This window comes from Stenotrophomonas sp. P5_A8 (genome assembly GCF_056400545.1).
On sequence record NZ_JBFULB010000334.1, the window covers coordinates 1 to 4,173 of the forward strand.

Annotated in this window: 1 protein-coding gene; it reads right to left on the reverse strand. The window is 63.8% G+C overall.

The window, feature by feature from the left end:
- On the reverse strand, nt 1-3,983 hold a 3,983-nt coding region (gene rpoB / locus AC1DQP_RS17485; RefSeq protein ID WP_478052096.1), incomplete at its 3' end, for a DNA-directed RNA polymerase subunit beta.
- Nucleotides 3,984-4,173 lie beyond the last annotated feature (190 nt).

Sequence of the window (4,173 nt, forward strand, 5' to 3'; positions counted from 1 at the left end):
GTGTAGGCCGCGCCGTAGGCTTCCAGCGCCCAGACTTCCATTTCACCGAAGCGCTGGCCGCCGAACTGYGCCTTGCCGCCCAGCGGCTGCTGGGTAACGAGCGAGTACGGGCCGGTCGAACGGGCGTGCATCTTGTCGTCGACCAGGTGGTTCAGCTTCAGGTAGTGCATGTAGCCCACGGTGGTGTGGCGATCGAATGCCTCACCGGTGCGGCCGTCATACAGCTGGGTCTGGCCGCTCAACGGCAGGTCGGCCAGGGCAAGCATGTGCTTGATCTCGGCTTCGGTGGCACCGTCGAACACCGGGGTGGCCATCGGCACGCCGTCGGTCAGGTTGTCGGCCAGGCGCAGCAGCTCCTCGTCGCTGAACTGGGTCAGGTCGACATGGTTGGCGTGCTGGGTCTTGTCATGGTTGTAGACATCGTCCAGGAACTTGCGCAGGTCGCTGATCGCGGCCTGGGCTTCCAGCATGCCCTGGATCTTGCGACCCAGGCCCTTGGCGGCCCAGCCCAGATGCACTTCCAGGATCTGGCCGATGTTCATACGCGACGGCACGCCCAGCGGGTTCAGCACGATGTCCACGGTCTCGCCCGAGGCCATGTACGGCATGTCCTCGACCGGCACCACGTTGGAGACCACACCCTTGTTGCCGTGGCGGCCTGCCATCTTGTCGCCCGGCTGGATACGACGCTTCACGGCCAGGAACACCTTGACCATCTTCAGCACGCCCGGCGCCAGGTCGTCGCCCGCGGTGATCTTGCCGCGCTTGTCGGCGAAGCGACGCTCGAATTCCTTCTCGTGCGCCTGGATCTGCTTCTGGGCGCGTTCGATGGCTTCGGAGGCGTCGTCATCCTTCATGCGCAGCACGAACCAGTCGGCCTTCTTCAGGCCGTCCAGGTAGGCGTCGGTAACGGTGTCGCCCTTCTTCAGGTTGGCACCGCCGTTGACCACCTTGCCCACGATCTGCGAACGCAGACGGGCGTAGATGGCGCCTTCCAGGATGCGGAACTGGTCGTCGAAGTCCTTCTTGACGCGCTTGATTTCAGATTCTTCGATCTGACGGGCACGCTTGTCCTTCTCGATACCGTCGCGGGTGAAGACCTGCACGTCGATGACGGTGCCGTCCATGCCCGGCGGCACGCGCAGCGAGCTGTCCTTCACGTCCGAAGCCTTCTCGCCGAAGATGGCGCGCAGCAGCTTCTCTTCCGGGGTCAGCTGGCTTTCGCCCTTCGGGGTGACCTTGCCGACCATGATGTCGCCGGCGCGCACTTCGGCACCGATGTACACCACGCCCGACTCGTCCAGGCGGTTCAGCGCCTGCTCGGACACGTTCGGGATGTCGGCGGAAATTTCCTCCGGCCCCAGCTTGGTGTCACGCGCGACGCAGGTCAGCTCTTCGATGTGGATCGTGGTGTAACGATCCTCTTCCACCACGCGCTCGGAAAGCAGGATGGAGTCTTCGAAGTTGTAGCCGTTCCACGGCATGAAGGCGATCAGCATGTTCTGGCCCAGGGCCAGTTCGCCGATGTCGGTGGACGGACCGTCAGCCAGCACGTCGCCACGCGCCACCACGTTGCCCACTTCCACCAGCGGACGCTGGTTGATGCAGGTGTTCTGGTTGGAACGGGTGTACTTGATCAGGTTGTAGATATCCACGCCGGCGTCGGTCGCGTCGGTGATCTCCACTTCGTTGACCTTGACCACGATGCGGCCGGCGTCGATCTGCACGATCTCACCGCCACGACGGGCGTTCACGGTCACACCCGAGTCACGGGCCACGGCGCGTTCGATACCGGTACCCACCAGCGGCTTCTGCGCACGCAGGGTCGGCACGGCCTGGCGCTGCATGTTGGCGCCCATCAGTGCACGGTTTGCGTCATCGTGTTCCAGGAACGGAACCAGCGCCGCTGCAATGGACACGGTCTGCATCGGCGAGACGTCCATGAAGTGGACTTCCGCCGGCGGCTTGAGCAGCGACTCGCCCTGGAAGCGGCACGGCACGAACTGCTCGGTGAGCATGCTGTTGGCATCGGTCAGGGCGTTGGCCTGGGCGATGACGTATTCGTTTTCTTCGATCGCCGACAGGAACTCGATGTCGTCGGAGACCTTGCCGTCGGCGACCTTGCGGTACGGGGTCTCGAGGAAACCGTACTGGTTGGTGCGGGCGTACACGGCCAGCGAGTTGATCAGGCCGATGTTCGGGCCTTCCGGGGTTTCGATGGTGCAGACGCGGCCGTAATGGGTCGGATGGACGTCGCGCACTTCGAAGCCGGCGCGCTCACGGGTCAGACCGCCCGGGCCCAGGGCCGAGACGCGACGCTTGTGGGTGACTTCCGACAGCGGGTTGTTCTGATCCATGAACTGGGACAGCTGCGAGGAGCCGAAGAACTCCTTGATGGCAGCGGCGACCGGCTTGGCGTTGATCAGCTCCTGCGGGGTCAGGCCTTCGGATTCGGCCATCGACAGGCGCTCCTTGACCGCGCGCTCGACGCGGACCAGGCCCACGCGGAACACGTTCTCGGCCATTTCACCGACCGAACGCACGCGACGGTTGCCCAGGTGATCGATGTCATCGACCACGCCGCGACCATTGCGGATCTCGGTCAGGACCTTGATCACTTCCAGGATGTCGGAGGTATCGGCATGCTCGGCGACCAGGCGCTTGGACTCTTCGTCGTTGCGCTCACCGAAGTACTTGCGGTCGTACAGCACCGCTTCGCCGGTGACAGCCTTGCGGCCGACACGACGGTTGAACTTCATGCGGCCGACCGTGGACAGGTCGTAGCGCTCGAAGGTGAAGAACAGGTTGTGGAACAGGTTCTGCGCGGCATCCTTGGTCGGCGGCTCGCCCGGACGCATCATGCGGTAGATCTCGACCAGGGCTTCCAGCTGGGTCTTGGTCGGATCGATGCGCAGGGTGTTGGACAGGTACGGGCCACGATCCAGGTCGTTCACCCACAGGGTGCCCACGGCATCGACGCCGGCCTTGCGGAAGGCCTGCAGCTGATCGTCGGTGATTTCGTCGTTGGCCTGGGCCAGCAGCTCACCGGTATTGGCGTCCACCACGTCGTGCGACAGGATGCGGCCGACGATGTAATCGTCCGGCACGGCCAGGGCGGCGATGCCGGAGGCTTCCAGCTGCTTGACGTGGCGCGCGGTGATGCGCTTGCCGGCTTCGACGATGACCTTGTCGCCGTCGGCCAGGTCGAAGTTCAGGGTCTCGCCGCGCAGACGCTCGGCCACCAGTTCGAGCTGCACACCTTCATCGGGGTTGATGTGGAAGGTGTTGATCTCGAAGAACTCGGCCAGCATTTCTTCATTGCTGTAGCCCAGCGCACGCAGCAGGATCGACACCGGCAGCTTGCGGCGACGATCGATACGGGTGAACAGCGCGTCCTTCGGGTCGAACTCGAAGTCCAGCCAGGAGCCGCGGTACGGGATGATGCGGGCGCTGTACAGCAGCTTGCCCGAGCTGTGGGTCTTGCCACGGTCGTGGTCGAAGAACACGCCCGGCGAACGGTGCAGCTGCGACACGATGACGCGCTCGGTACCGTTGACGATGAAGGTGCCGTTGTCGGTCATCAGCGGGATTTCGCCGAGGTAGACCTCCTGCTCCTTCACGTACTTGATGGCCTTGGTCGACGACTCGCGGTCGTAGATCACCAGGCGCACGGTCACGCGCAGCGGCGCGCCGTAGCTCATGCCGCGCTGGCGGCACTCGCGCTCGTCGAACACCGGTTCGCCAAGCTTGTAACCCACGTATTCCAGCGCAGCGTTGCCGCTGTAGCTGGCGATCGGGAAGACCGACTTCAGGGCGGCGTGCAGGCCCAGATCACGGCGCTTGGCCGGATCGATGTTTTCCTGCAGGAACTCCCGATAGGAATCCACCTGGATGGCGAGCAGGAAAGGCACTTCGAGGATCGAGCGCTGCTTGCCGAAATCCTTGCGGATACGCTTCTTTTCGGTGAACGAATATGACGTCATGGGGTCTCACCTTGGCTGTGCGGGCCGCCGTACAGGCGCGGCCCGAAGGGAACATGAAAATTGTCAGTTGGAAGTCGCTGGTATTGCCGGCACCAGCACGCCTTCTTTTGCTACTTCCAACTGCCAACTCGCCGGCCTGGGGCCGGAAAGGTCAGCCGACCAACGGTCGGCTCTACCGCAGCCGACCAAC